The sequence below is a fragment of the Amycolatopsis sp. SID8362 genome, from assembly GCF_010550475.1.
Taxonomy (GTDB): domain Bacteria; phylum Actinomycetota; class Actinomycetes; order Mycobacteriales; family Pseudonocardiaceae; genus Amycolatopsis; species Amycolatopsis eburnea.
Window position 1 is genome coordinate 1 of sequence record NZ_JAAGNB010000466.1, and the last position, 1,011, is coordinate 1,011.

At 74.2% G+C, this 1,011-nt stretch carries 2 protein-coding genes; both read left to right on the forward strand.

What is annotated here, in order from left to right; genetic code table 11:
• The first annotated feature begins 228 nt into the window (after positions 1-228).
• Positions 229-642: a cupin domain-containing protein gene (locus G3I65_RS14595; RefSeq protein ID WP_160696590.1), complete on the forward strand. Its 414-nt coding sequence runs from the start codon at positions 229-231 to the stop codon at positions 640-642.
• Positions 639-1,011, forward strand: a 373-nt coding sequence (locus G3I65_RS14600; protein WP_160696591.1) for a DUF1304 domain-containing protein, incomplete at its 3' end; no start/stop codon positions are given. The genes G3I65_RS14595 and G3I65_RS14600, both read left to right, overlap by 4 nt.

Consider the following 1,011-nt stretch of genomic DNA (forward strand, 5'->3'; position numbering starts at 1 on the left):
GACGCCCAGCACGCGAGCTCGGCCGGGACCACGCGGTCGACCAGCTCGATGGCGGCGGCGTGCAGCTCGGCGACGCCGAGGCCCGCCGTCGCGAGCGCGGCGACCTCCCGCCGCACACCCTGCGCCCGGCCCTCCCACATGGACGCAGTATGCGCGCCCCGCACGGCCCCGCGGTATCCCGGAATCCGGGGATACCCCGCCGCTCCCCCGGTTCCTACCGTCGGCGGCATGACCCACTTCAGCTCACCGGGCGCCGGCCCGGAACTCGACACCGGCGACGCGCGGATCACCGTCAAGGTCGGCGCGGAGCACACCGGGGACGCCTTCGAGGTGTTCGAAGTCGACGCGCCCCGCGGCCCGTCCGTCCCGCCGCACGCCGACCCCTGGGCGAAGGCCTTCTACGTGCTGCACGGGCGGATCACCGTCTACGTCGACGGCGAACTGCACGACCTCGGCCCCGGCGCGTCGATCAGCGTCCCGGCGGGCGCGGTCAACACCTTCACCGTGCACACGCCCTCGGCGCAGTTCCTGGCGATCAGCCTGACCGGCGGCATGGGCCGCTTCTTCCGCGACGTCGACCGGGCCACGCCGGAGCAGGCCCCCGAAATCGCCGCGCAGCACAAGATCGAGTTCGCGTCGTGAACGCCGTGGCGCAGGTCTTCGCGGGCGTCGCCGTGCTGGTGCACCTGCTGGCGTTCACCTGGGAAGTGCTGCTGTTCGAACGCCGGGGCGTGCACGAGGGCATCTTCCGGATCCCCTCGGCGAACCTGCCGGCGACCCGGCTGTGGTCGTTCAACGTCGGCTTCTACAACCTGTTCCTCGCCGCGGGCCCGGTGACCGGGCTGGTCCTGCTGCACACGGGCGACGCCGGCGCGGGCCGCGCGCTGGTGCTCTACTGCTGCGCGTTCATGCTCCTGGCCGGGATCGCGCTCGGCGTGTCGGACCTGCTCGCCCTCAGCCGTCCCCGCGGCGCCGGCCGGGGCGGCGCGCTGGCCCAGGCGCTCCCGCCGC

Bases quoted from the DNA above. Each gene is read 5' to 3' on its own strand.
- G3I65_RS14595 (WP_160696590.1), top strand. From the start codon at position 229: ATGACCCACTTCAGCTCACCGGGCGCCGGCCCGGAACTCGACACCGGC.